The sequence below is a fragment of the Bacteroides intestinalis genome (assembly GCF_003464595.1).
Classification (GTDB): Bacteria; Bacteroidota; Bacteroidia; order Bacteroidales; family Bacteroidaceae; genus Bacteroides; species Bacteroides intestinalis_A.
Genome location: NZ_QRZF01000007.1, coordinates 258,163 through 283,341 on the forward strand (window position 1 = coordinate 258,163; position 25,179 = coordinate 283,341).

Genomic DNA, 25,179 nt, shown 5'->3' on the forward strand with positions numbered 1-25,179 from the left:
ATCCATTCTGCTTACCACCAATTTCTGAAGATTGGCAGTAAGCAGCTTGATAATATCTATTCTTTTTCGCCGAATGCCAAATCTCCTGCATCCCCTAACCCCGGAACAATATATGAATGCTCGTTTATCTCCGGGTCGATAGCAGCACACCAGATTGTAGTCTTGTCTTCAGGAAATGTTTCAGCAATGTGTTCTACCGCCTGACGGCTGGCAATAATGGAAGCAACATGTATCTCCGACGGATGCCCTTTCGTCAGCATAGCCTGATAGCTCAGTTCCATGCTACTACCTGTTGCCAACATAGGATCCGTAATAATCAGTGTTTTTCCGTCGATACGTGGTGAAGCGATGTACTCAATATGAATATCAAACTTCAGCGTATCCTTATACTTTCGGTAAGCAGAAACAAATGCATTTTCCGCACCATCAAAATAGCTCAGAAAACCTTGATGAAAAGGTAATCCGGCACGCAGAATGGTACTTAATACCAGCTGATTATCCGGGGTTTGTGCAGGTGCTATCCCCAAGGGAGTCTGGATATTCTTCAGAGAATAAGCAAAGTCCTTACTCATTTCATACGCCATAATTTCCCCGATGCGTTCAATGTTTCGGCGGAAGCGAAGGCGGTCACTTTGTACTTGTACATCCCGGATCTCGGCAACATACTGGTTCAGGATGGAGTTTGTCTCGGCAAAATTGATTATTTTCATGATGTGATTTGAATTTATATGCGCAAAGTAAACGATTTCTTGCGCAATTTGCAACATTCAGTTTGCAGATATTGTTATGGAGTTATAAAAGACTTCTCATTAAAGAAAAATTTCTCTAATCAGGTGTTTGTTTCGAAAGAAAATACTACTTTTGTACGCGAAAAACAAGGGGCTGTTTGAATATACCCTGATTCATATCAATTTCCCCTTGCAATTAAGGTAAAAAGATATTAGCGAGAGATTAATAAACCAAATACCAAAATTTTAAATCATTAAAAGAAATGGCAAATTTAGATTTAAGCAAGTACGGTATCAAAGACGTGAAGGAAATTATCCACAATCCGTCTTATGATGTACTGTTCGCAGAAGAAACCAAACCAGGTTTGGAAGGTTTTGAAAAAGGTCAGGTAACTGAACTGGGTGCTGTAAATGTTATGACAGGTATTTATACCGGTCGTTCTCCTAAAGATAAATTCTTCGTTAAGAATGAAGCTAGCGAAAACACTGTATGGTGGACTTCTGACGAATACAAAAACGACAACAAGCCTTGCTCTGAAGAAGCTTGGGCTGACTTGAAAGCTAAGGCTGTAAAAGAATTAAGCGGTAAACGTCTGTTCGTTGTTGATACTTTCTGCGGTGCTAACCCTGCTACTCGCCTGAAAGTACGTTTCATTATGGAAGTTGCTTGGCAAGCTCACTTCGTAACTAACATGTTCATCCGCCCGACAGCTGAAGAACTTGCTAACTACGGTGAACCTGACTTCGTATCTTTCAACGCTTCTAAAGCTAAGGTTGACAACTACAAGGAACTGGGTCTGAACTCTGAAACAGCTACTGTATTCAACCTGAAGACTAACGAACAAGTTATCCTGAATACTTGGTATGGTGGTGAAATGAAGAAAGGTATGTTCTCTATCATGAACTATCTGAATCCGTTGCGTGGTATCGCTTCTATGCACTGTTCTGCCAACACTAACATGGAAGGTACTGACTCTGCTATCTTCTTCGGTCTGTCTGGTACAGGTAAGACAACTTTGTCTACTGACCCGAAACGTCTGTTGATCGGTGATGACGAACACGGATGGGATGACGAAGGTGTATTCAACTACGAAGGTGGTTGCTATGCTAAGGTTATCAACTTGGATAAAGAAAGCGAACCCGATATTTACAACGCTATCAAACGTGACGCTCTGTTAGAGAACGTAACTGTTGCTGCTGATGGTAAGATTGACTTCACTGATAAGAGCGTTACAGAAAATACTCGCGTTTCTTATCCTATCTACCACATCGAAAATATCGTTAAGCCGGTATCTAAAGGTCCTCACGCTCACCAAGTAATCTTCCTGTCAGCTGATGCTTTCGGTGTATTGCCTCCGGTATCTATCCTGAACCCGGAACAAGCTCAGTACTACTTCCTGTCTGGCTTCACTGCCAAATTGGCTGGTACAGAACGTGGTATCACTGAACCGACTCCGACATTCTCTGCTTGTTTCGGCGCTGCTTTCTTGTCATTGCACCCGACTAAATATGCAGAAGAATTGGTTAAGAAGATGAATAAGGTTGGTGCTAAGGCATACTTGGTAAACACTGGCTGGAACGGTAGCGGCAAACGTATCTCTATCAAAGATACTCGTGGTATCATCGATGCTATCCTTGACGGTTCTATCGACAAGGCTCCTACTAAGGTTATTCCTTTCTTCGATTTCGTTGTTCCGACTGCATTGCCGAATGTTGATCCGAAGATCCTTGATCCTCGTGACACTTATGAGTGTGCTTGTCAGTGGGAAGAAAAAGCAAAAGACCTGGCTGGTCGTTTCATCAAGAACTTTGCTAAGTTCACAGGTAACGAAGCTGGTAAAGCACTGGTTGCTGCTGGTCCGAAGCTCTAATCTGAATAAAACCAGTTTAGATATATATACGAAAGCGGCTCTTGACAATCAAGAGCCGCTTTTTTGTTTTTATCCGTTTCATTTGTTCTTCATGATTATTTTCCTAATTTTGCGCAACACCATAATATTGGGAATATGACTTATCTGGATACCGACAAGCAAACGCAGGCTGATCTTAGCATTGTAGAAGGAATATACGACGAGTATCCTCTCTACTCCTTATTTTCTGCAACAGAGACCAAGAACGGAAAACGTCTGATGTTAGATTGGATTACCTCTCCCCTAAATGACATATCCGCCATACAAAAGAGGCAAGAAGCAATTGCCTGGCAGGAATTGCCCGAGCTCCCCCTGGATGAAGAAGAACTCGACTTCATCGAATATTATCTGGAATACCGCGATCAGATCAGAAGACCTAATATTTTAGTTTCGCTAACTTCAGCATTCGACCGTTTATTAAGACACGATGCTCAACGCTATGTCATTAAACGAGGTGTTACTTTGACTATCCGATTATTAAATCAACTGGAATCATTACGAACAAATCTCCCGGAAAATGCCCCTTTACTTCTGAAAGAACTGGCACAGAGCATTCAATACACTATCTATAGCAGCGAGTTGAAAGAAGTTATTGAACTCTATAAAGATAAAGAGATATCCCCTTCCAGCTATATCATTGATAAATACGATTATCTGTTCCGTTGTATCCACTTAGAGCTGATCAGAGGTCTGCTGTCCCATATTTATATACTGGATGTATGCCGTACTGCACACCGCATAGCAGCCAGCAAAGGTTTCTGCTGCCGCCCGGAGATGACGAAAACAATGGATTTGTCCATCAACGGCTTTGTACATCCATTTACTAAAGGAGGGCGGAATAATGACTGGAAGATGACGAACGGTAATATATGTATTCTTACAGGTTCCAACATGGCCGGTAAATCAACAACCCTCAAAGCCATTACCATCGCCGTGTGGCTGGCACACTGCGGATTGCCGGTTCCCGCCCGTTCAATGACCTGCCCTGTATTTGATGGAATCTATACCTCCATCAATCTTCCGGACTCCCTGCGCGATGGCAGGAGTCATTTTATGGCGGAGATTCTGCGGATCAAAGAAGTACTCCAAAAAGCGAAATCCGGTAAACGATGCCTGATAATACTGGATGAAATGTTCCGCGGAACAAATGCACAGGATGCTTTTGAAGCCTCTATTGCTGTAAATGAATTACTCAGAAAATATCCGCATTGTTCCTTCCTTATATCGACTCACATTCTGGAATATGCCAAACATTTCGAAAAAGATAATACATGCTGTTTCTATTATATGGATTCAAGAATTGAGAATGATCAATTCATATGTCCTTACCAACTGCTTGAAGGTATATCCGAAGCACAAGTCGGATACTGGTTGGTGAAAAAAGAGCTGGAAGGCTTAATATAAAAAAGGTTCTTTTTTCCAAGTAACTACTTCATTACTACGCTTTTTTTGTTAGCTTTGCGAAAACCAATATTAAACAAAGCAATATGAAAAGTATCAAATTGATGTTGGCAGGTGTCAGCCTGTTGTTGCTCTGCGGATGCGGTACGCAAGTACAAAAAGAGAATGAAGCCACGTGTGCAAATGAAAGTAAAGAGAATGCGGTGATTGAAAATATGATGTCACGCCGCAGTATTCGTAAGTACAAACCGCAAGCGGTAAACCGCGATACCATGCAGATTATACTGAACTGCGGTATCAATGCTCCCAACGGACAAAACAAACAATCCTGGGAAATACGGGTAGTGGATAATCCGGAATTCATCAACGGTATTACTGAAGTTTACAAAAAGCAGAATCCTAAAGCAGCGGAAGATCCTAATTTCAAGAATATGTTCCGCAATGCCTCTACAGTAGTGTTTATTGCCAATGATCAGTCTTATGACCTGTCGCAAATAGACTGCGGTCTGCTGGGTGAAAACATGATTCTTTCAGCCTGGTCTATGGGTATAGGTTCTTGCTGCCTTGGCGGCCCGACACGATTCATGACATCAACCCCGGAAGCGGCTGAATATCTGAAGAAGCTGGATATTCCCGAAGGATATCAATTGCTCTATTGCATCGCATTCGGTTATCCGGATGAAACTCCTGCTGCTAAACCGAGAAATGCAGAAAAGATCAAATTTATAGATTAATCATTTCCTGCAAGTAACGTATAAATGAAAAGGAGTGCTCACCATTACAGTGAAGCACTCCTTTTCTATCTATTTACAAACAACTTTAGCTCTTATTCGCACGCTTACGTTCTATCTCGTCCAGAATCACTTTACGCATACGCATTGCCTTTGGCGTAACCTCTACGTACTCATCTTCCTTGATATATTCCAAAGCCTCTTCCAGAGAGAACTGTACGGGGGGAATCAGACGAACTTTATCATCCGAACCGGAAGCACGCATATTCGTCAACTTCTTGGATTTCGTAACGTTAATTACCAAGTCGTTATCGTGAGAGTGTTCACCTACCACCTGTCCGGCATACACATCTTCCTGCGGGAAAATAAAGAACTTACCACGATCCTGCAATTTATCAATAGCATAAGCAAAAGCCGTTCCTGTTTCCATGGCAATCATGGAGCCGTTGGTACGACGTTCGATATCTCCCTTATGCGGTTGGTATTCTTTAAAACGGTGTGCCATGATAGCTTCACCGGCAGAAGCCGTCAGTACATTCGTACGCAGACCAATGATACCACGTGACGGCATATTGAATTCCAAGTTCACACGTTCGCCTGCACTCTCCATTTTCACCATTTCACCCTTACGACGGGTTACCATATCAATAATCTTGCTGGCATATTCTTCGGGCACATTCACAGTCAACTCTTCAATCGGCTCACATTTCACACCGTCAATCTCCTTGAAGATAACCTGTGGCTGTCCTACCTGAAGTTCATAACCTTCGCGGCGCATGGTCTCAATCAACACTGAAAGATGGAGTACACCACGACCGGAAACTACCCATTTACCATCTTCCTCACTCTTACGCACACGCAGGGCAAGGTTCTTATCCAACTCCTTCATCAAACGATCGTGAATATGACGCGAAGTAACGAACTTACCATCACGACCAAAGAAAGGAGAATCATTAATGGCGAACAACATACTCATGGTCGGTTCGTCAATAGCGATAGGTGGTAATGCTTCCGGGTTTTCAAAATCACAAACCGTATCTCCGATCTCAAAACCTTCGATACCTACCAATGCACAGATGTCACCGGAAGAAACTTCCGATACCTTCGCGCGTCCCATACCTTCAAATGTATGCAGTTCCTTGATTTTTGATTTCACAAAACTTCCGTCACGCTTAGCCAGAGATACATTCATCCCTTCTTTAAGCGTACCACGATGTACACGACCTACGGCAATACGTCCGGTATAAGAAGAATAATCCAGAGAAGTTACAAGCATCTGCGGAGTACCTTCCAACTGCGTGGGAGCCGGTATATTCTCTACAATACAGTCCAGCAATGCGAAGATATTATCAGTAGGAGTCTTCCAGTCCGTACTCATCCAGTTGTTCTTTGCAGAACCGTAGATAACGGGGAAGTCCAACTGATCCTCTGTAGCATTCAGGCTGAACATCAGGTCGAACACCATTTCATAGACCTCTTCCGGGCGACAGTTCGGTTTGTCTACCTTGTTCACCACAACGATGGGTTTCAGACCAATCTGCAGAGCTTTCTGCAACACGAAACGTGTCTGAGGCATCGGACCTTCGAAAGCATCCACCAAAAGGATACATCCGTCTGCCATGTTCAGCACACGTTCCACCTCACCTCCGAAGTCGCTGTGTCCCGGAGTATCAATGATATTGATTTTTGTTCCTTTGTAATTGATAGAAACGTTTTTAGAAAGGATCGTTATCCCTCGTTCACGTTCCAAGTCGTTGTTATCCAGCATTAATTCACCTGTGCTCTGGTTGCTGCGGAACAGATTTCCCGCCAAGAGCATCTTGTCGACAAGCGTCGTTTTCCCATGGTCAACATGGGCAATGATTGCAATGTTTCTAATATTTTGCATACAATACCTATATATTTGGCTGCAAAGGTACGAATTTTGCATTAGATATAGTTGCAGCAAGAGAAAAATTTCATTGAATATCATTGCAGTATAAAAGATTATCTCTATCTTTGCAGCCTCGTAAAAGAACATTTATATATCAATTTAATTAAAAGTTATGTATTTAGACGCTGCTAAAAAGCAAGAGATCTTTGGCAAGTACGGAAAGTCTAACACTGATACTGGCTCAGCTGAGGCCCAGATAGCTTTGTTTTCATACCGTATTTCCCACCTGACTGAGCACCTTAAGCTCAACAGAAAAGATTATAGTACTGAAAGAGCCTTGACAATGTTGGTAGGAAAACGCCGTGCGTTGCTGAACTACCTGAAGGATCGCGACATCACAAGATATCGTGCCATCGTTAAAGAGCTCGGTCTGCGTAAGTAATCCGTTACTTGCAGCAAAAGCAAACAAAAAAGGGAAGCCGTCAAAAAGCTTCCCTTTTTTGTTTGCATACTATCTGAATAAATAAAGCGCAAAAGAGGTTCCGAAATGGAAACGGAGCACAGATAAACAACAAATAGCGCAAGGAGGTACAAAGGCTATAAAAGACATGTTATATAACAAATATGTCTTTTACAGAAGACATATTCACTGCAAAAGATGTACTTTACAGAATATAATCATTATATTTGCATACTAAGCATTGCCGAAGTATGGAAAAAGACATCATTAAACAAATCATCCTGAACCAACAAGAGTTCATCAGTAAGGTAGAACTATTGCCCCGTAAACTATCTATTGAGAAGAATGGCAATTATGTATTTGTCGGTATTCGCCGTGCCGGCAAAACATACATGCTCTACCAGCACATACAGCAACTATTACGCCAAGGACATGATAAACAGGAAATCCTTTTCATCAACTTCGAAGACGAGCGCATTACGGACATCCGGAAAGAAGAACTTCACTTAATTGTAGAATGCTACAAAGAAATGTTCGCCTGTGATCCTATCATCTTTCTGGACGAAATACAGAATGTGGAAGGATGGGAACACTTTGCCCGCCGATTGGCAGACGAAAAACGGCAAGTTTTCATCACTGGCAGTAACGCCCACATGCTTAGTCGCGAAATAGCTTCTACATTGGGCGGCAGATACCTGATGCAGGAAGTATATCCCTTCAGCTTTCCCGAATATCTGGAATATCATCACATTACGCTGGATGCCCACTGGCAGTTGGCTCCGGTAAGAGCAGATGTAGTACGTTTATTTGAAGGGTATTTTTACAATGGAGGCTTGCCCGAAAGCTTCGGCTACGCGGATAAACGCGCCTGGCTCACTTCTTTATATCAAAAGATACTCTATTCGGACATCGTAATAAGAAACAACGTAAGAAATGAGCAAAGCTTGCGCCTATTGGTACGCAAGCTGGCAGACAGCGTACTCCAACCGATGGCCGTTAAAAGACTACAGAATATTTTGCAGGGAGATGGTAGCAAGGTGACCCGAGAAACCATTTCCAGCTATTTAGGCTATCTGCACGATGCTTATCTCATCTTCTCGCTCAGCAACTTCAATGATTCCATCCCGCAGAGAGAAGGAACAAAGAAACATTATTTCTATGATAACGGTATCCTCAATTTATTCCTCTTCCAACCAGAGACAAAGCTGCTCGAGAATCTGGTAGCCATCCAGCTCTACAAACAATATGGAGAAGCACTCTTTTACTATAACAAAAACGTAGAAGTGGATTTTGTGATTCCCGATGCCGGACTCGCCATACAAGTCTCTTATGCCCTCCGCGACGAACAGACACGCGGTAGAGAAATCAATGCCCTTATCAGTTTGTCCCGTTTTATGGAGATAAAAACAGCTTTGATTATCAGTAAAGACCAGGAAGAGACTATCGAACAAGACGGATTAAAGATAAAAGTCGCTCCCATATGGAAGTGGCTTGTGCCATAATCACACATATATATCAACATTTTCTCCAAAATGATTTCATATTTATCATTTCAGCGACAGACGCCTTTTTTAAAAGTCACAATCCAGAATATTTAATGAATAGATAAAGAATAAGAATACGCCATATCTGCATATTCTTTCACTTATCTATGCTTCTTATGCAGAAAAGAGTTGCTTCTTATGGGTGAAAGACCTGCTTCTTACAGGCGAAAGACTTGCTTCTTATGAGTGAAAGACTTGCTTCTTACAAGCAACGCACTTATTTGCGTCAGGTTCCGCACCTATAAGTACACATTTCAAAGGACATTTCAATCTAAATAAGATGTAAGTATTTCGATACCATTCTAAGAATCTGACTCTTGCATATTTTAATTTGAATGCTTTTGTCTCTATGAGTTACCGGACGAATATAACGCATTCTCAGCAGATAAAAAATACAAAATGTCAAAAAGATAATAAGGTAAAAATCGGAAAAGGTGTTCCACTAATTATATTGAACGGACGTGAAGTGCGCTCACTCTCTGAACAGGAAGTGTTGAAACTATTAGATCCTGATAGCCAGAATATAATGATTTCCATTAAATATAATTTGAATAACTCCAAGAATGTATTCCAGAAGAATAAAGCAAATGCAGAAGAAATCAGTAGAATCGTAAACTGATAAAATCAATAAAAGCTTCTTTTTTTCCGCACGGATTGTTGCAACAAGTAAAAGTTTGTTTTATTTTTGCAGTTTAACAATACAATTTATAACCTAATAGGCGAAAAACATTATCAATTATGGATACAAGCAAGATTGTCGGAGAAAAGATTAAGTCACTCCGTGAAAGCCAGTCAATCAGCATCGAACAGCTGGCCGAACGTTCCGGGTTAGCCGTGGAACAGATTGAACGCATCGAGAAAAACATCGACTTGCCATCACTGGCTCCACTTATCAAAATAGCACGTGTTCTGGGTGTGCGACTGGGGACTTTCCTTGACGATCAGGATGAAACCGGTCCGGCTATCTGCCGCAAGACGGAAGCCAAAGACACCATCAGCTTCTCCAACAACGCTATCCAAAGCCGCAAGCACATGGAATACCATTCCCTGTCCAAAGCAAAGGCCGACCGTCATATGGAACCGTTCATCATTGACGTGGCTGCCACGGAAGACAGTGACTTCGTACTTTCTTCACACGAAGGAGAAGAATTTATCATGGTCATGGAAGGTATCATGGAAATCAGCTACGGCAAGAATACATACCTGCTCGAAGAAGGGGACAGCATTTATTATGATTCTATCGTTCCTCACCACGTACATGCTTACGAAGGCAAAGCGGCAAAAATTCTTGCGGTAATCTATACACCCATTTAGTGATAAACAATTAGTGGTTAGTGATAAGCACAATGCCTATCACTAACCTGACACTAATCATCCCAGTATTAATCACTTATCACTAAACACCTAATCACTATTTTTCATGTTATACGAAAGAACGCTCGGCCAATGGCTGGAGCACTGGGCAGAAACTACGCCCGACAAAGAATATATAGTTTATTCCGACCGTAACCTGCGCTTCACCTGGAGCCAGTTCAACCGCCGGGTAGACGACATGGCAAAAGGACTTATTTCCATTGGTGTAGAACGCGGAACCCATGTAGGTATATGGGCTGCCAACGTCCCCGACTGGCTTACATTACTATATGCCTGTGCCAAAATCGGTGCCGTTTATGTAACCGTAAACACCAATTATAAACAAGCTGAACTGGAATACTTGTGCGAAAATTCAGACATGCATACCCTCTGCATCGTGAACGGTGAAAAGGACAGCGACTTCGTGCAAATGACATATACCATGCTGCCGGAATTGAAAAACTGCGAACGCGGACACCTGAAAAGCAAACGTTTTCCACATATGCGCAACGTCGTCTACGTAGGTCAGGAGAAGCATCGCGGTATGTATAATACCTCTGAAATCTTGTTGCTGGGTAACAATGTAGAAGACGAACGTCTGAATAATCTGAAAAGTCAGGTAACCTGCCACGATGTGGTAAATATGCAATATACATCAGGTACCACCGGTTTTCCGAAAGGAGTCATGCTCACCCACTATAACATTGCCAACAATGGTTATCTGACAGGAGAACACATGAAGTTCACAGCCGATGACAAACTATGTGTCTGCGTACCTCTGTTCCACTGTTTCGGTGTAGTGCTTGCCACAATGAACTGTCTGACTCATGGCTGCACGGAAGTCATGGTAGAGCGCTTCAATCCACTGGTGGTGCTTGCCTCCATACATAAGGAACGCTGTACAGCTCTGTACGGTGTGCCCACCATGTTTATTGCCGAGCTGCATCATCCAATGTTCGACATGTTCGACATGTCCAGCCTGCGCACAGGTATTATGGCCGGTTCTCTTTGTCCCGTAGAATTAATGAAACAGGTAGAAGAGAAAATGTACATGAAGGTGACCAGTGTATACGGTCTGACAGAAACGTCCCCCGGTATGACTGCCTCACGTATTGACGATCCGTTCGATGTACGTTGCAATACCGTAGGGCATGATTTTGAACATACAGAAGTCATGGTTATCGATCCTGAGACCGGAGAAGAATGCCCGGTAGGTGTACAAGGTGAAATGTGTAACCGGGGATATAACAACATGAAGGGGTACTACAAGAATCCGCAAGCTACGGCCGAAGTCATCGATAAGAACGGCTTCCTCCATTCCGGAGACCTCGGAGTAAAAGATGAAGATGGTAACTACCGCATCACAGGACGTATCAAAGATATGATTATTCGTGGTGGTGAGAATATCTACCCGCGTGAAATAGAAGAATTCCTCTATAAACTGGAAGGTGTGAAGGACGTACAAGTTGCCGGCATTCCATCGAAGAAATACGGTGAGGAAGTAGGCGCTTTCATCATCCTGAAAGAAGGGGCAGATATACATGAATCGGATGTACGCGACTTCTGCACAGGCAAGATCTCGCGTTACAAGATACCGAAATATGTATTCTTCATTGACGAATTCCCAATGACGGGAAGTGGTAAGATACAGAAGTTCAAATTGAAAGATGTAGGATTACAACTTTGCAAAGAACAAGGAATTGAGATAATCTAAAGAATTAAAACGAAACAGGCTGCACGATTATGTTGCAGCCTGTTTTCTTATACTTAATTTCGTAGTTTTCAATTACCCCAACGGTAGTGTAAAAAAGAACGTTGTTCCTATTCCCTCACCGGAACGCACCCAAATGCGTCCACCCATTCGTTCCACCAACATACGTGAAACAGTCAGCCCTAACCCGGTGCCTTGTGCAAAGTTATTAATTTTACCGAAGCGTTCAAAAATCTTCGCCACCCGGTTAGCAGGAATACCGATACCTGTATCTTTCACATAGAATTGTACAATATTACCCCGCAACTGATAGCCGAAATGTATTTCCCCGGTAGGAGTAAATTTAGCAGCATTACTCAACAGATTCATTAAAACCTGCATAATACGCATCCTGTCTCCCATCACACACAGCTTTTCATCCACATCATCCAGTATCAATGTCACACCTTCGCTCACTTTCAACCGGTGACTCTCATATTCTTCAACACAAGCATGATAAAGACTGACCTTCTCGCGGATAAATTGCAAAGTACCTGATTCCATTTCAGACAAATCCAGAATATCATTGAACAGGCACAACAACAGTTCCGAATTCTTCTCGATAATATTACAATAATCCTCTTTGTCTCCTTCGTGCCCCGGATCAATAACCAATCTTGAAAATCCAACAATCGCATTCAGCGGCGTACGAATTTCATGACTCATATTGGCAAGAAATGCAGACTTCAACCGGTCGGACTCTTCGGCTTTCACACGGGCAGCAGCCAGTTCACGCTGCGCATTTACCCGGCTCGTCACATCCCGGCACATGCACAACAAATATTTATCTCCCAAAGGACATACCAGATTTTCATAATGATGCGTCTCCCCTTCAAACTGCAATGAATGTTCGCCTATACTGGGACAACCGGTACGCACCACTTTCTCCATATTCGCACGGATTTTGCGGTATTCTGATTCCGGCACTATATCTTTCAGATTGGGATGAGACTTATCTTCACCAGACAAACCTTCCACATGATTGGTATCAGGAGAAGAAAGTAGTTCTATGTAATCCAGATTATAATCAAAAACAGTTAACATATCCGGAATAGCTTCCAGGATTTCTCTACCATACTGCTTACGGAAACGATCCGATTCTTCATTCTGGCATGGAGGGTCCGGAAAAGAACGACTTTCCAGTTGTTCTTCCAAATTCCGGATTATCTCCAGTAGTTCTTCTCTTGTTTTATCCTTATAGTCCCTCATTTCAAGGTAGATATGTTGCTGAGTGTTATTTTCGGGAAGCAAATATACTATTCTTTTCAATTATATCAACATATATTGCGAGCTTTTATTTAAAAAAAACCAATAGCTTTTGCCCTACTAATCAGAATGTTCTATCTTTGCATCACTTTTTATTTTAAATCATTGATTAATATGTCTAAAGAATTATTCTCTACTCTGCCCTACAAGGTGGCAGACATTACGCTTGCCGACTTCGGTCGCAAGGAAATCGATCTGGCAGAACAAGAAATGCCCGGCCTTATGGCTCTTCGCGAAAAGTATGGAGAAACAAAACCGTTGAAAGGTGCTCGTATTATGGGTTCCCTGCATATGACCATCCAAACGGCGGTACTGATTGAAACCCTCGTGGCACTGGGTGCCGAAGTACGCTGGTGCTCATGTAACATATATTCGACTCAAGACCATGCTGCTGCTGCTATCGCTGCAAGTGGCGTTCCCGTATTTGCCTGGAAAGGTGAAACACTGGCTGATTACTGGTGGTGTACGCTTCAGGCGTTGAACTTCCCCGGCGGCAAAGGTCCTACGGTAATCGTTGACGATGGCGGTGACGCTACCATGATGATACACGTAGGGTACGAAGCCGAAAGCACTGCCTCTATTCTGGATAAAGAAGTTCATGCGGAAGATGAAATAGAACTGAATGCTATCCTGAAATGTGTATTGGCTGCAGATCCTACCCGTTGGCATCGCGTAGCTGCCGAAATGCGTGGCGTTTCAGAAGAAACTACAACAGGTGTACACCGTTTGTATCAAATGCAGGAAGAAGGAAAATTACTGTTCCCGGCATTCAATGTGAACGACTCAGTAACGAAGTCTAAATTCGATAATCTTTATGGTTGCCGTGAATCTCTGGCCGATGGTATCAAACGTGCTACGGACGTAATGATTGCCGGTAAAGTAGTAGTGGTTTGCGGTTATGGCGATGTAGGTAAGGGATGTTCACATTCCATGCGTTCATACGGTGCCCGTGTACTGGTTACGGAAGTAGACCCAATCTGCGCCCTGCAAGCTGCAATGGAAGGTTTCGAAGTAGTAACTATGGAAGAGGCCTGTACACAAGGTAATATTTTTGTTACCACAACAGGTAATATCGACATCATCCGCATCGACCATATGACTCAGATGAAGGACCAGGCAATTGTCTGCAACATCGGTCACTTCGACAATGAAATCCAGGTGGATGCTCTTAAACATTATCCCGGTATCAAGTGTGTTAACATCAAGCCGCAGGTAGACCGCTATTATTTCCCCGACGGACACAGCATTATTCTATTAGCCGATGGTCGTCTGGTGAATCTGGGTTGTGCTACCGGCCATCCGTCATTCGTTATGAGTAACTCATTCACCAACCAGACATTAGCTCAGATTGAGTTGTTCAACAAGAAATATGAAACCGGCGTTTACCGCTTGCCTAAGCATCTTGATGAAGAAGTAGCACGTCTGCACCTTGAGAAAATCGGTGTGAAACTGACGAAGCTGACTCCTGAGCAAGCTGCCTATATCGGTGTAACTGTAGACGGACCGTATAAGGCAGAACACTATCGCTATTAAAATAACGAAATTGACAATTGACAATTGACAATTGACAATTAAGCTGCGCTGTTATCCTGCATAGCCATTGTCTATTGTTAATTGTCAATTGTCAATTTCATAAAGACTTCGTTTTTATGAAAAAGCTCCTCCCTGACCTCCTGGTCATTCTTACGTTTGCAGTACTTTCATTCGCCTACTTCTTTCCGGCGGATATAGAAGACCGCATTCTTTTCCAACATGACACGGCTGCCGGTGCAGGTGCCGGACAAGAAGCAAGCTTGTATCGCCAGGAAACTGGTGAGTATACGCGCTGGACTAACTCCCTATTCGGTGGTATGCCGACTTATCAGATAGCCCCCAGCTACGATTCAACCCAACCGCTGACATGGGTGCAGAAGGTATACCGACTGTTTTTACCCACATATGTCAACCTGACGTTTATCCTGATGCTGGGCTTCTTCATCCTGCTGCGTGCATTCGGTATACCTACATGGCTGGCAGGGTTAGGCGGATTAATGTGGGCATTCTCGTCCTACTTCTTCATTCTGATATCTGCCGGACATATCTGGAAGTTTATCACACTGGCGTATATACCACCCACGATAGCAGGTATCGTACTGGCATACCGGGGTAAATATCTGGCAGGAGGTATCGTTACAGCATTGTTCATTGCCCTGCAAATTCTGTCGAACCACGTACAGATGAGTTATTACTTCCTGTTCGTCATCCTCTTCATTGCAGGAGCCTATTTTGAAGATGCATGGCGTAACAAGACCTTGCCACAATTCTTTAAGGCCAGTGGGGTGCTTGTAGTAGCTGCATTGATTGGTGTATCCGTCAATCTGTCGAACCTGTATCACACTTACCAGTACAGCAAGGAAACCATGCGTGGTAAAAGCGAGCTTGTAGAAACCGGCGATGCAGCCAAACAAACCAGTAGTGGGCTGGACCGTGACTACATCACCCAATGGAGTTATGGTATCGGTGAAACCTGGACCTTGTTAGTGCCTAACTTTAAAGGGGGTGCTTCCGTACCTCTCATCTTGAATGAGACAGCCATGGAAAAAGCCAATCCAACCTATTCCGGACTATACCAGCAATTACCCCAATACTTTGGTGACCAGCCGATGACCTCAGGTCCTGTATATGTAGGTGCTTTTGTACTCTTCCTTTTCATCCTGGGTTGTTTTATAGTTAAAGGTCCATTGAAATGGGCATTAGTCGGAGCTACATTCTTCTCCATTGTTCTTTCATGGGGTAAGAACTTTATGCCACTGACTGATTTCTTCATAGACTATATACCTATGTATAGTAAGTTCCGTGCCGTATCGTCCATTCTCGTTATTGCAGAATTTACTATTCCACTACTAGCTATCTTTGCGCTGAAAAAGATTCTGGATGAACCGGAGATACTCAAGAAGAAGATGAAATTTATAGGTGTCAGCTTGGCACTTACTGCCGGTGTAGCCTTAATATTAGCCATTATTCCCGGAGCTTTCAGTTCGACTTTCATCCCTGCAAAGGAAGCACAAATGCTGCAGAATGCGGTCAATCAGCAAATGATTCCTGCAAACGAGTTGTCCGGCATCCTTTCTAATATGGCGGAAATGCGTGCTGCAATGGTTAGTGCCGATGCGCTGCGTAGCTTTATTATTATCGTAATTGGTTGTGCACTGTTGTGGCTTTACTATAGTGGGAGATTAAAGAAACCCTATATTATTGCAGGTATTGCCATTCTTTGCGTGGCAGATATGTGGGGAGTCAACAAACGCTATCTACACGATGATCAATTCGTTCCACGTTCTACCCAAGTTGATACTTTCAAAAAAACGAAAGCTGACGAAATCATCCTGCAGGACACTGATCCGAACTATCGTGTACTGAATTTCTCCGGAGATGCATTCAACGAAAATAATACTTCCTACTGGCACAAAAGTGTAGGCGGATATCATGCTGCCAAGTTGCGTCGTTATCAGGAGATGATCGAACGGCACATTTCTCCTGAAATGCAAGCTACCTATCGGGTTATTGCCACCGCAGGCGGAGAAATGGACAGCGTGGATGCTTCCAAATTTCGTGTCCTGAACATGCTGAATACGAAGTATTTTATCTTTCCTGCAGGACAAGGACAGACAGTGCCTATCGAGAACCCGTATGCTTACGGCAATGCATGGTTCGTGGACAAAGTGGAATATGTGGATAATGCAAATCAGGAAATAGATGCATTGAATACTATACTGCCAACGGAAACTGCCGTAGTAGATGCACGCTTCAAAGATATTCTGAAAGGTGTTACCACCACTCATAAAGATAGCCTTTCCAGTGTACGTCTGACGAGTTACGAACCGAACCGTCTGGTTTATGAAACAAATAATTCAAAAGATGGTGTAGTCGTATTCTCCGAAATCTATTATCCGGATGGCTGGATAGCTACCATCGACGGAGAACCTGCCGACATTGCCCGTGCAGACTATATCCTGCGCTCCATGTATGTACCTGCCGGAAAACACACCATTGAAATGCGCTTTGATCCGAAGAGCTTGCATGTAACAGAAGGTATTGCTTATGCAGCACTGGCCCTGATGGTGATAGGTATTATGATAATGGTGATTGTATATAGGAAGAAGCTGAGTTCACACTAAGTGTCCATAAAAAGAACACGAGGGTATATCATATGGATGATATACCCTCGTGTTCTTTTTAATAAATCTCAATAATAACTTTACCCCACTTATTCTTGAGAACTCAGTAAATCAAATCCAATCATAGCTTAACCGATTTCTTCTTCCCACCATATGAAACCGATTTCGTGAATTTCGTCGACTGAACACTCCCTGTTCCATTCTCCTTATCCACCACAACGATATTGAACTTACGTGATTTCAACATACCGGGGAAAGTACCTTCCCGATCTGCGATATTCAACGTCCGGTTTGCATCATCCCAAGTAAATTTAATGGTTGAATAAGCACCTTTCTCATAGTTATAATTATCGTTTTCATCTTCATACAGCACAAATTCGCCATCGGCTCCGGGATAAATGCGTATCTCCAGATTATTCCATTTCTTCTCTGTAGAATACTGTACTTTCGGCCCAAAAGGAACAATGGAACCTGCACGTACATACAATGGAATAATATCGATAGGCACCTCTTTGGTAACCATCTGTCCGCCATTCAATGTTTCTCCCGTCCAAAAGTCAAACCATTTGGTTCCCTTAGGAAGATAAACATCCTGTGTTCCTGTCTTGCTAAAATCCTCATACGGATCTTTCCACTGTTCCTTATCAGAGAATACATACATATTCCTGGTTACAGGAGTCACAAGGAATGCCTTTCCGAACATATATTGATTACTGATAGTATGTACTTTCTGATCTTCGTTGAAGTCCATGAACAAGGCACGGAGGAAAGAACCCGCATTATCAGTCACCTGCCATCCTGTTGAATACAGATACGGTAGCAATGCATAGCGCAGGTTTATGTATTTCTCTTCCGAATCATACACCCAGTCACCCTTTTTGCCCAGATTGTAGATTTCCTTTTTCACACCACTTCCATGCGAACGCTGCATGGGCAGGAATGTACCATATTGAAACCAGCGGGTATACAGTTCATGATAGGCTTTATTTTCAGCTCCACCATGATAAGGCCAGTTAAAGAACCCACCTATATCCGTATTCCAGTAAGGTATTCCCGATAGAGAGAAGTTCAAGCCTGTAGGAATCTGCTTACGGAATGTTTCCCAATTACACATAACATCACCCGACCAGGTATTCGCCGCATAACGCTGTTGTCCGGCAAATGCACAACGAGTCAACAGATACACGCGTTTATCAGAGGTTACAGCACGCTGATGCTCATAAACTCCCTTGTTACTCATCAACGGGAAAGCATTTACTACGCTACGATAAGTTCCCATCGCTGTTGGAATATCAAAATCTCTTTCCTGAACATCCAGATGGTCAGGTTCAGTTGAATCTGTCCACCAGGCATCAATTCCTTTACTGAACAGGCCTTTATTCAAATGCTCCCAATAAATATCACGTGCTTTTTCATTATAAGCATCATAAGCTTTCACTCCCCCGTCTGCAGGCCATGTCTTGAAGTTGAACAGGGCATTGATTTTCTCCAAGTCCTTATAAGGATTCGTATCCGGCCCGAATGAAGCCCAAATGGAGATCATAATCTTTGCATTTTTCTTCTTCACATGATCGATCATCTTCTGAGGATCAGGGAACTCCGGATTATCAAAATTCATAGAGTTCCAGTTAGAGTTCGGTCCCCAATATTGCCAGTCCTGAATAATCCCGTCTAAAGGAACCCCCAGTTCACGGTATTTATCTACAACTTCCATTGTTTCCTGTTGTGATTTGTAACGCTCACGCGATTGCCAGAAACCGAATGTCCACAACGGATACATAGGCGCTTGCCCTGTTAAGTCACGTATTTGCGCTATCACACCATCGGCGTTACCGCCATACATGAAATAATAGTCCATACATTCTCCCACTTCCGAATCAAAGGACATCTCCTGCGGATTATCTGTATAAGTGGTCGGAGAATAATTATCCCAGAACATTCCATACCCCTTCGTCGACTGAATGATTGGAACACTGGCATGCAATGCACGCTGACGCATGAAATGTTTATGATTGCGCTGATTCAGGTCATCAACCTGTTGCTGTCCCAGACCATAGATAGCCTCATCCTTGTCCAGCAAAAAGGCCTGACGTACACTAAAAGTCTGATTCCCCGCATCATTGAACGGAGTAAACTGAGCACCATAATCTTTCTCGGTAAACAATGCCTTTCCTTGCTTGTCAAAGAAAGAAATCCGTCCGGTCTCCACATTGAAATCAACGCGTACAGCATTACTTTTCAGGGAAACGGTTTCTCCTTTCTTCTCGGTCGTTACAGACATGCTTTCAGGGCTTTTAACCACAGAAAGGCTTTTCTTTGTAAAACTACGTCCTTCGGGTGCCTTCACTACACGTACAATTTCAGGGCTGACGAATTGGATCTCAATATCCATTCCCTGCGTAGTACCCGTTATTCCCTGCTTGGTTTGCCGGAAAGTCTGGGCCTCGACAGGTAAGGTCGACAAGAAAGCCGCAGCCACCAGCATACTACTGATTTTTAAATAAAACTTCATGTTCATGGTTTCTGATTTACGGATTAATAATTCTGTTATTTAAAATGCAAATTTACCGGAAAAGATATTCTATCAAGGGGACAGTTTGTTGCTTTTTAGGGTACAGTTCGTTGTTTTCAAAAGAAATTAATTCATTACTGATGGGTTTTGAGGGAAAGTTAACAAGTTGACAAGGGGACAAGGTTCCATGCGGCACAGAAGCATTGCGCAGCCCCTTGTTCCCTTGTCAACTCGTCAACTGGTTTCCTTCCTTTCTATACCGTTATGAATCAACTCTCCCCAGTCATATTAGTCTTATATTGTGAAGGCGTTACACCAAACGCCTGTTTGAAGTACTTTGTGAAATATTTAGGAGTATTGAAACCAACCATATCAGCCACTTCACCTACCTGATATCCTTTATTCAGTAATTGAGCAGCATGCTTCAAACGAATGGAGCGGATAAAATCAGAAGGAGTCTGGCCGGCAATAGCATTCAATTTACGATATAGTACCGTACGCTCCATCCCAACATCAGCACTCAGCTTCTCTACTGAATATTCGGGATTATCTATATTCTTTTGAATCAATGCGCAGACCTTCTCTATAAACTGTTCATCAATAGAAGTGATGGTAACCTCTCCCGGATTAATATTTATTCCCTGTGAAAAAGATTTCTGACGGGCTTTCTCTTCGTTTATCAGTTTCTGTATTCTCAATAGCAAAATATCCAGATTAAACGGTTTGGATATATATTCATCCGCACCGGATTCGTACCCGAACAATTTACTTTCGTCCGTAGAACGGGCAGTCAGTAATATGACAGGGATATGCGACACCTGTATATTGGACTTGATGCGTTTACATAACTCAAGTCCATCCACTTTCGGCATCATAATATCACTGATTATCAAATCGGGAAACTTTGTAGTGGCAATCCGTTCTCCTTCTTCCCCATCACCAGCTTCCAATACATTGTATTTCTTGGAAAGCAGTTCAAACATGTAATGCCGGAATTCTTTGTTATCTTCCACCAGAAGTATAGTGTACTCTTTATCCGTTTGCAGGTCCTGGTTACTTTCTGCATCAGGGTTCAATTCATCTCCGATGAAAGTATCTTCCTCTTCCGGTAACTCCGTATCCACTTCTACATCAGTACGCACAGGTAGATATACAGTAAACAAACTACCTTTATTTACTTCACTCTCCACCTCTATCTTTCCGGAATGCAACTCTACATACTCTTTCACCAGATGAAGACCAATTCCACTACCTATTTTATCTTCTTCCTCTTTCACCTGATAGAAACGTTCAAAAATATGGGAAAGATTCTTTCGTGGAATCCCTGCTCCGGTATCTTTCACGCAAAGACGGAAATACTGTACCCCGTCCGGTTCCCTACAGGTATCAAGAGTTATCGTCACCATACCTCCTGCCGGTGTGAACTTGAATGCATTAGACAATAGATTATTCAGTACCTTTTGTATCTTCTCACGGTCGAAACTTATATATAAATCTTCTGCAATCTTATCATCTATCTCAAAAGAAATCTCTTTTTCCTGAGCCAGATAATCAAAAGAGGACTTTATCGAAGATACAAACTCCGCTATATTCCCCTTAACAAGAAACAGCTTCTCTCCATGAACCTCCAAACGCCTGAAGTCCAGCAATTGATTGACGAGGTTCAGCAGTTCTTTGGAATTACGGTAAATGGATTGTAATCTCTTTTTCAGAGCTATGTCGCTGACTTCCTTAATAAGAGATTCCAATGGGGTTATGATCAGAGTCAGCGGTGTGCGGAATTCATGGCTTATATTGGTAAAGAAGCGGAATTTCATTTGATTCAGTTCTTCTTCCTGAGCTTTTTGCAACTTCCTCTTATTCATTCGCAAATAACTGGAAAGGGCCCAATATATGGAAAGGGCAATCAACAGGCAATAAATGAAATAAGCCAAAGGAGTTTTCCAATACGGGTCCTTTACAATGATTTGTATAGTTGCACAACTGCTTCCCCACTGCTTACTGTTATTTGCCGCATATACTTCCAGATCATACGTACCCGAAGGAAGATTGGCATAAGAGGCAGTTCCTGTCCCTGTGGGAGAAACTATTTCATGCCACTCCTTATCCAACCCCTTCAGCCGGTAGCGATAGTGAGTCTGTGATCTATTGATATAGTTCAGTGCAGAGAAATCAAACGATACAAAGTTCTGGTCATAATTCAAGATAATCTTTTGAGTTGCGCTTACAGGCTCGCTCAATAGTATATTGCCATCATAAGCCTTATCCATCTCCACCTTTTTCCCGAAAAGATAAAAACTCACGAAGAGAGGCTTCATATCCTGTTTCACCGGAGGCAGTTTATTAATTCGGAATTCGTTGAAACCATCAATTCCTCCCATCAGAATCACATCATCCTTCGTTACATATACGGATCTTTCCAGGAATTCCCGTTCTATCACTCCATCACTATGGTTAAAGTTGGAGAAAGAGTATTCTGTTCTTCCTCCTTCCTGAACTACATTCACACAAGATATTCCATAAGAAGTGGTAATCCACATCACGTGGTGACGATCTTCGGATATTGCCTGTATACTATTGTTTACCAAGCCGTTTTCCATATAAAACATCCTGATCTCTTCATTCTTCGGATTCCAGACTATCAGGCCATCCTGTGTGGCAAGCCAAATCAGATTACGGCTATCTACGTACAAATCAGAATAACGATGGATATCATAGAAATCTTGCCAAGCCTTTTTATCTTTAAACACTGGTGCCGTCAGAACCTGATTTTTATAATCATAGGTAAACAGTCCTAAATTGCAGATTCCTATCAGCATGCCCTCTTTATAATTCCTGATCTGCGAAACGGAGTTGATTTGTCGTCCTTCACTTTCTGCTATCTTCTTAAGTTCTCCGGTATCAGGATTCAAAAGACACAGGCCATCTATATATGAACAGATGTACAGGTTCTTATCCGGTGCTTCAAATACTTTCGCCACATCACGTACAGGATAACTTCTGCTCTTTCCATTCTGAATACAAAATAATGCCTCAACCGACGAAAGCCATATCCGCTGCCGGCTATCTTTAGTTAACCCGTTACACCGTAAATTGCGGGGCAATCCTGCCTCAACAGTCAATTTACTTTCAGATAGAGAATACCGCAAAAGTCCCTGGCGAGTACCTATCAGGATTTCGCCAGAAGTATCTTCTACAAAACACGACACACTAACTTCCCCATTCTGATCGATATTAGGGAAGAACACTTTACCTACATTTTTAAATTTGAAACGATTAGGATGGTAATAACATATTCCCCTGTCCAAAGTCCCGATCCAAGTTCCTCCCTGGTTATCATTAAAAACTGTGCTGACTTCCGTTTTTATCTCTTTACCATCTACAAATTCCAGCGTAGGGATAAATTGTTTGTTTTGTAGTTTTTCATCACATACCCACAGGCCAGCCTGACAGGTTATCCATATATCGTGTTCTTTACCTACAGAAAGCACATTCAACCTATATTCAGTCTCTAATATCACTTCCCACTTACGCTGTTCAATATCGAACCGTAAAGCTTCAGTCTTTCGCCCATTCATCAAATAGTACAAGTACTTTCCCCGGGGGACAACTAACAGGGTAGCAGCCTTATCCTGCTTTTCATCCAATGCATATTCCCGATATAATTCCCGGGATGTTTCCAGATCATAACAGACCATGAGGCTTGAATTGTAGAACAAAAAGACTTGTTGATTTACTACCGCAATATCCAGAAGTTTGTCACGCTCATCTCCGTTCATTGAAACATCCTTCAGAAACTCAACTGTCTTTCCCCCGGCATAATCCCTGTACAACAGTACGTCATCATCCGTCAGCATCCAATAATTACCTGCCTCATCTACAAAGAAGTTCACTAACGCCCCCTTTACGCCATAAGATTTAAACAGATCGTCCAGATGCTGTTCAAAGCGTTCTTCATTAATGTTGATGGCCATTAGTTTATACCAGTCTTTGATATAAATATAGTCCTCATTCACGTAAATGCGGTGGTGTCCGCCATAGTCATTAAGCGGGATTATGTTACTTTTATTATAATGGAAATATTGAAAAGAAGTTCCATCGTAGATGCTGACGATCTCATTAGCATTGATTGCAATACGCCCATCCCGCAACTGAATGATATTGCGTACTCTGTTACCCGAAAGTCCATCACTGCAATCGATGGGAGTAAACGCATAGTGATCTTGTGCATGAAGCGGAGAGTTAAGCAATAAGGCAATAAACAGCAAGAGTCTTATCACTTTGATCGTTGACAATTTCATTGTTATGTTTTCCATATTAGATTATCAGTGATGCAAAGATATAGAAAAAATATATCTGATAAAGATTCCCATAAAAAGAAAACCGTCCCCTCCCCTCACGGGGGTGGAACGGCACAGTCAATAATACATGAAAAAACGCTATTTAGAGAGAGTCTCTACAAATTTGATTTGTGAGGATGATCCTGCGGTTGGGGTGGTTCTTGTGGTTGGCACATTTCCTGCCACCTTGCATATTGTTCCGCCGTCAGGATTTTCTTGATTTTCTTTTCCTTCTTGGCAGCAGCTTTCTGCATCTTCTCCACATTGTCCTTTTCCATTACAGGACGTTCACCTGGAGCTCCCATTGGCGGACGACCGCCTCCCATACCGGGGCCCATTCCACCATCCATCGGTGGGCGACCGCCGCCCATTCCGGGACGTCCTCCCATTGAAGGACGCTGGCCGCTTCCTCTTTCAGTCATGGTTGCAAAATGTTCCTGTTGTTCCTTCAGATTCAGCTTGTACAGCTTGTCATATTGCTTGTCTGTCAGTTGCAATTCTTCTTTCATCCGGTCCGTCATTTTACGGGCGGCCTTTTCCGGTGAGGGAACTTCACGAGGCAATTGCTTCTTTTCCTGTTCCTGCGCTTGCGTGCAGACCAGTCCACACAACAGACATACAGCTAATAACCATAATCTTCCGGTACTTTTCATTTTGCGTCAGTTTTTTTATTACGATGCAAATGTAAGGGAGAGAAAGAAGAGCTGAAAATAAAATCTACGAAAGGGGAAGTTTTGTCGACGGAATAGCCAAATAAGGAAATGCTATATAATGAGTTATCATCACAACATCATCATAAGCTATTTGTCCTTAATGGTATATGTCTCTCCGTCTTGCCACTATGAAGAAGACTTGTACAAGCCATAATTGAACCGAGAGGAGTTTTCAAAAAGAGCGGGTATTGGCATTCTACTCATGCAGAGAATCAGCACTAAGCCATTGATTATTTCTTTTTGCCCAGTTGGTTTTGCATCCCCACAGTAAGCACTACCGAGTGTTGACCTTGGCTAATAAGCCTATCAACCAAGGTTAATCGAGTCGTCAACCAAGGTTAATAGGCTTGTTAACCAAGGTCAACACCCGACTACTCCTAAGGAAGAAGGAATATATGACTATGCCTGTAAACGGTTTACACTCTCTAATAATCTCTTCCT

At 42.6% G+C, this 25,179-nt stretch carries 16 protein-coding genes; 10 read left to right on the forward strand and 6 right to left on the reverse strand.

Annotation, left to right across the window (positions count from 1 at the left end; genetic code table 11):
• Positions 1 to 56: 56 nt before the first annotated feature.
• Entirely contained in the window at positions 57 to 710 is a 654-nt protein-coding gene (gene upp / locus DWW10_RS12625; protein ID WP_117705988.1) for a uracil phosphoribosyltransferase, read from the reverse strand.
• A gap of 281 nt (positions 711 to 991) precedes the next feature.
• Here upp and pckA point away from each other — a divergent pair, with 281 nt between their 5' ends.
• The 3 genes from pckA (at position 992) to DWW10_RS12640 (ending at position 4,773) form a co-directional block, all read left to right on the forward strand.
• On the forward strand, positions 992 to 2,599 hold the full coding sequence (gene pckA, locus DWW10_RS12630) for a phosphoenolpyruvate carboxykinase (ATP) (RefSeq protein WP_118421683.1): 1,608 nt from the start codon (positions 992 to 994) through the stop codon (positions 2,597 to 2,599).
• A 135-nt stretch (positions 2,600 to 2,734) separates the two neighbouring features.
• Positions 2,735 to 4,042 carry a MutS-related protein gene (locus DWW10_RS12635; protein WP_022391610.1) on the forward strand — a complete coding sequence of 436 codons (1,308 nt, stop codon included), beginning with the start codon at positions 2,735 to 2,737 and terminating at the stop codon, positions 4,040 to 4,042.
• Between the two features lie 83 nt (positions 4,043 to 4,125).
• Complete coding sequence (locus tag DWW10_RS12640) at positions 4,126 to 4,773, forward strand: nitroreductase family protein (RefSeq protein WP_022391609.1); 648 nt, start codon at positions 4,126 to 4,128, stop codon at positions 4,771 to 4,773.
• An 85-nt stretch (positions 4,774 to 4,858) separates the two neighbouring features.
• On the opposite strand, the gene typA is transcribed toward DWW10_RS12640, so the two are convergent.
• Positions 4,859 to 6,658, reverse strand: a complete 1,800-nt coding sequence (typA, locus tag DWW10_RS12645) for a translational GTPase TypA (RefSeq protein WP_118421682.1) — start codon at positions 6,656 to 6,658, stop codon at positions 4,859 to 4,861.
• A 157-nt stretch (positions 6,659 to 6,815) separates the two neighbouring features.
• Between typA and rpsO the strand changes: the two genes are divergently transcribed.
• The 5 genes from rpsO to DWW10_RS12670 all read left to right on the forward strand — a co-directional run bounded on the left by rpsO (position 6,816) and on the right by DWW10_RS12670 (position 11,714).
• Complete coding sequence (gene rpsO, locus DWW10_RS12650; protein WP_009132440.1) at positions 6,816 to 7,085, forward strand: 30S ribosomal protein S15; 270 nt, start codon at positions 6,816 to 6,818, stop codon at positions 7,083 to 7,085.
• Positions 7,086 to 7,354: 269 nt separating this feature from the next.
• Positions 7,355 to 8,605, forward strand: a complete 1,251-nt coding sequence (locus tag DWW10_RS12655; RefSeq protein ID WP_022391607.1) for an ATP-binding protein — start codon at positions 7,355 to 7,357, stop codon at positions 8,603 to 8,605.
• A gap of 391 nt (positions 8,606 to 8,996) precedes the next feature.
• Positions 8,997 to 9,266, forward strand: a complete 270-nt coding sequence (locus DWW10_RS12660) for a hypothetical protein (protein ID WP_022391606.1) — start codon at positions 8,997 to 8,999, stop codon at positions 9,264 to 9,266.
• Between the two features lie 119 nt (positions 9,267 to 9,385).
• Positions 9,386 to 9,961, forward strand: a complete 576-nt coding sequence (locus DWW10_RS12665) for a helix-turn-helix domain-containing protein (protein WP_022391605.1) — start codon at positions 9,386 to 9,388, stop codon at positions 9,959 to 9,961.
• Positions 9,962 to 10,067: 106 nt separating this feature from the next.
• The gene (locus tag DWW10_RS12670) at positions 10,068 to 11,714 is read left to right on the forward strand and encodes an AMP-binding protein (protein ID WP_022391604.1); all 1,647 of its coding nucleotides are present in this window, start codon (positions 10,068 to 10,070) and stop codon (positions 11,712 to 11,714) included.
• A gap of 72 nt (positions 11,715 to 11,786) precedes the next feature.
• Here DWW10_RS12670 and DWW10_RS12675 read toward each other — a convergent pair whose 3' ends face one another.
• Positions 11,787 to 12,959, reverse strand: coding sequence for a PAS domain-containing sensor histidine kinase (locus DWW10_RS12675; protein ID WP_118421735.1), 1,173 nt, complete (start codon positions 12,957 to 12,959; stop codon positions 11,787 to 11,789).
• Positions 12,960 to 13,130: 171 nt separating this feature from the next.
• On the opposite strand from DWW10_RS12675, the gene ahcY reads away from it, so the two are divergent.
• Positions 13,131 to 14,549, forward strand: a complete 1,419-nt coding sequence (gene ahcY, locus DWW10_RS12680) for an adenosylhomocysteinase (RefSeq protein WP_022391602.1) — start codon at positions 13,131 to 13,133, stop codon at positions 14,547 to 14,549.
• 116 nt (positions 14,550 to 14,665) lie between these two features.
• Complete coding sequence (locus tag DWW10_RS12685; protein WP_022391601.1) at positions 14,666 to 17,173, forward strand: YfhO family protein; 2,508 nt, start codon at positions 14,666 to 14,668, stop codon at positions 17,171 to 17,173.
• A gap of 121 nt (positions 17,174 to 17,294) precedes the next feature.
• Here DWW10_RS12685 and DWW10_RS12690 read toward each other — a convergent pair whose 3' ends face one another.
• The 3 genes from DWW10_RS12690 to DWW10_RS12700 all read right to left on the reverse strand — a co-directional run bounded on the left by DWW10_RS12690 (position 17,295) and on the right by DWW10_RS12700 (position 24,678).
• The gene (locus tag DWW10_RS12690; protein WP_118421680.1) at positions 17,295 to 19,691 is read right to left on the reverse strand and encodes a glycoside hydrolase family 31 protein; all 2,397 of its coding nucleotides are present in this window, start codon (positions 19,689 to 19,691) and stop codon (positions 17,295 to 17,297) included.
• A 263-nt stretch (positions 19,692 to 19,954) separates the two neighbouring features.
• Complete coding sequence (locus tag DWW10_RS12695; protein ID WP_022391599.1) at positions 19,955 to 24,001, reverse strand: hybrid sensor histidine kinase/response regulator transcription factor; 4,047 nt, start codon at positions 23,999 to 24,001, stop codon at positions 19,955 to 19,957.
• A gap of 140 nt (positions 24,002 to 24,141) precedes the next feature.
• Positions 24,142 to 24,678, reverse strand: a complete 537-nt coding sequence (locus tag DWW10_RS12700; RefSeq protein ID WP_022391598.1) for a hypothetical protein — start codon at positions 24,676 to 24,678, stop codon at positions 24,142 to 24,144.
• Between the last annotated feature and the right edge of the window lie 501 nt (positions 24,679 to 25,179).

What these genes read in the sequence shown, in the direction of transcription:
- rpsO (WP_009132440.1), top strand. Translation starts at nt 6,816, where the DNA reads ATGTATTTAGACGCTGCTAAAAAGCAAGAGATCTTTGGCAAGTACGGA.
- DWW10_RS12655 (WP_022391607.1), top strand. Translation starts at nt 7,355, where the DNA reads ATGGAAAAAGACATCATTAAACAAATCATCCTGAACCAACAAGAGTTC.
- DWW10_RS12640 (WP_022391609.1), top strand. Translation starts at nt 4,126, where the DNA reads ATGAAAAGTATCAAATTGATGTTGGCAGGTGTCAGCCTGTTGTTGCTC.
- pckA (WP_118421683.1), top strand. Translation starts at nt 992, where the DNA reads ATGGCAAATTTAGATTTAAGCAAGTACGGTATCAAAGACGTGAAGGAA.
- DWW10_RS12660 (WP_022391606.1), top strand. Translation starts at nt 8,997, where the DNA reads ATGAGTTACCGGACGAATATAACGCATTCTCAGCAGATAAAAAATACA.
- DWW10_RS12695 (WP_022391599.1), bottom strand. Translation starts at nt 24,001, where the DNA reads ATGGAAAACATAACAATGAAATTGTCAACGATCAAAGTGATAAGACTC.
- DWW10_RS12665 (WP_022391605.1), top strand. Translation starts at nt 9,386, where the DNA reads ATGGATACAAGCAAGATTGTCGGAGAAAAGATTAAGTCACTCCGTGAA.
- typA (WP_118421682.1), bottom strand. Translation starts at nt 6,658, where the DNA reads ATGCAAAATATTAGAAACATTGCAATCATTGCCCATGTTGACCATGGG.
- upp (WP_117705988.1), bottom strand. Translation starts at nt 710, where the DNA reads ATGAAAATAATCAATTTTGCCGAGACAAACTCCATCCTGAACCAGTAT.
- DWW10_RS12635 (WP_022391610.1), top strand. Translation starts at nt 2,735, where the DNA reads ATGACTTATCTGGATACCGACAAGCAAACGCAGGCTGATCTTAGCATT.
- DWW10_RS12685 (WP_022391601.1), top strand. Translation starts at nt 14,666, where the DNA reads ATGAAAAAGCTCCTCCCTGACCTCCTGGTCATTCTTACGTTTGCAGTA.
- DWW10_RS12690 (WP_118421680.1), bottom strand. Translation starts at nt 19,691, where the DNA reads ATGAACATGAAGTTTTATTTAAAAATCAGTAGTATGCTGGTGGCTGCG.
- DWW10_RS12670 (WP_022391604.1), top strand. Translation starts at nt 10,068, where the DNA reads ATGTTATACGAAAGAACGCTCGGCCAATGGCTGGAGCACTGGGCAGAA.
- ahcY (WP_022391602.1), top strand. Translation starts at nt 13,131, where the DNA reads ATGTCTAAAGAATTATTCTCTACTCTGCCCTACAAGGTGGCAGACATT.
- DWW10_RS12700 (WP_022391598.1), bottom strand. Translation starts at nt 24,678, where the DNA reads ATGAAAAGTACCGGAAGATTATGGTTATTAGCTGTATGTCTGTTGTGT.
- DWW10_RS12675 (WP_118421735.1), bottom strand. Translation starts at nt 12,959, where the DNA reads ATGAGGGACTATAAGGATAAAACAAGAGAAGAACTACTGGAGATAATC.